Source organism: Nocardia sp. NPDC060220, assembly GCF_042727815.1.
Lineage (GTDB): Bacteria > Actinomycetota > Actinomycetes > Mycobacteriales > Mycobacteriaceae > Nocardia.
On record NZ_JBHWZY010001053.1, the window covers coordinates 1 to 2,112 of the forward strand.

The 2,112-nt window shown below is 65.7% G+C and carries 2 protein-coding genes; one reads left to right on the top strand and one right to left on the bottom strand.

Annotated elements, in window-relative coordinates; translation table 11 throughout:
* The coding region (locus ACFWF3_RS33505; RefSeq protein WP_379317971.1) for a crotonase/enoyl-CoA hydratase family protein at positions 1-776 on the bottom strand (776 nt) is incomplete at its 3' end.
* Positions 777-837: 61 nt separating this feature from the next.
* Between ACFWF3_RS33505 and ACFWF3_RS33510 the strand changes: the two genes are divergently transcribed.
* Positions 838-2,112, top strand: a 1,275-nt coding sequence (locus ACFWF3_RS33510; RefSeq protein ID WP_379317973.1) for an acyl-CoA synthetase, incomplete at its 3' end; no start/stop codon positions are given.

The window sequence follows — 2,112 nt, forward strand, 5'->3', positions numbered from 1 at the left end:
CCGGTGAAGTTCGGCTTGCGCTTCTCGGCGAAGGCTCGCGGCCCTTCCTTGGCGTCGGCTGATCGGAACACCTCGATGCCGATCTTCGCCTCGATGGGAAACGCCTCGTTCTCCGGCATGGCCTCGGTTTCACGCAGGGTGCGCAGCATCGCCTGGACGGCGAGCGGGCCGTTGTCGGCGATCTGGCCTGCCAGTGCCATGGCCTTGTCGAGGGCGGTTCCGTCGGGGACGACGTGTCCGATCAGGCCGATCTCCTTGGCCTCGGCAGCGGTGATGTGCCGACCGGTCAGCAGCAGATCAGCGGCCACCGTGTACGGGATCTGCCGGGCCAGCCGCACCGCGGAACCACCCAGCGGGAACAGGCCCCAGCGGGCCTCGGAAACGCCGAACTTCGCGCTTTCCCCGGCCACGCGCAGGTCGGTGCCCTGCAGGATCTCGGTGCCACCGGCGATAGCGGGGCCCTCGACGGCCGCGATCAGCGGCTTGGCCAGTCGCCGTCCCTTCAGCAGCGCGGGGAGGTAGGCGGGGTCCCAGCTGCCGGAGGAGGCGGTGTCCCCGGGATGCTGCGAGCTCATCGCCTTCAGATCCATTCCCGCGCAGAAGGCCCCGCCCGCACCGGTGAGGATCGCGACGCGGATGTCGGGATCGCTGTCCACCTGGTCCCAGGCGTCGCGCATGATCGCCATCATCTCGCCGGAGAGGGCGTTGCGCGCCTCGGGGCGGTTCATGGTGACGATGAGGACATGGTCGCGTTTCTCGACCAGGCAGTGGGCCATTTTCGTACTCCTGACAAGTTGAGTCTTGTCAGAAACAGTAACACGTTCTATTTTTGTCCTTGTGAGCTACAACATAGCCGATCTCGTCGAACATGCCGTCGACTTGATGCCCGACCGGATCGTGCTGGTCGGCGAACATCGAGAGTCGACCTACGCCGAACTGGAGGAGCGGGCCAACAAGTTGGCCCACTACCTGCTGGAACAGGGTGTGCGTCCCGGCGACAAAGTCGGAATCTATTCCAGGAACACCGTCGAGGCCGTCGAAGCGATGGTTGCCGTCTTCAAGGCGCGGGCGGTGATGATCAACGTCAACTTCCGCTACGTCGAGAACGAGTTACTGCACATCTTCGACAACTCCGACATGGTCGCGCTGATCCACGAGCGCCGCTACACCGACAAGGTGGCGGCGGTTCGGGAGAAGGTCCCCGCTCTGAAGACGGTGATCGTCGTCGAGGACGGCACCGATGGGCCCACCGGCGCGGACACTGTGGAGTACGAAGCGGCCTTGGCCGATTCGTCGGGTGAACGTGACTTCGGGGAGCGCTCGCCCGACGACATCTACATGCTCTACACCGGCGGCACCACCGGCCTGCCCAAGGGCGTGATGTGGCGGCACGAGGATGTCTGGCGGGTGCTCGGCGCCGGCATCAACTTCGTCACCGGCGAGTACACCAAGGACGAGTGGGAGCTGGCCAAGGTCGGCGCGGCCAACCCGCAGATGGTGCGCTTCCCGATTCCGCCGATGATCCACGGCGGCTCGCAGTGGGCCACCTTCCACAGCCTGTTCGGCGGTGGCAAGGCCGTGATGATTCCCGAGTTCAGCGGGCACGGAGTGTGGCAGGCCGTCGACAAGCACGGCATCAACCTGATCTTCATCACCGGCGACGCGATGGCGCGCCCGATGCTCGACGCGCTGGCCGAAGGCAACCCGGAAACCGGTGAGCCCTACGATCTTTCGACCCTGTACGTGCTGGCCAGCAGTGCGGCGCTGTTCTCGCCGTCGCTCAAGGACAAGTTCCTCGAGGTGCTGCCCAACCGGATGATCTCCGACTCCATCGGTTCCTCGGAGACCGGTTTCGGTGGACTCTCCCTGGTCGCCAAGGGCGCCACCCACACCGGTGGTCCCCGGGTGAAGATCGACGCGGCCACCCAGGTGCTCGACGAGGAAGGCAATCCGGTCGAACCGGGTTCCGGCGTCGTCGGCCTGCTGGCGCGCAGCGGGCACATCCCGCTCGGTTACTACAAGGACGAGGTCAAGTCGGCCGCGACGTTCAAGGAGTTCAACGGCGTTCGCTTCGCGATCCCCGGCGACTACGCGCGCGTCGAGGAGGACGGC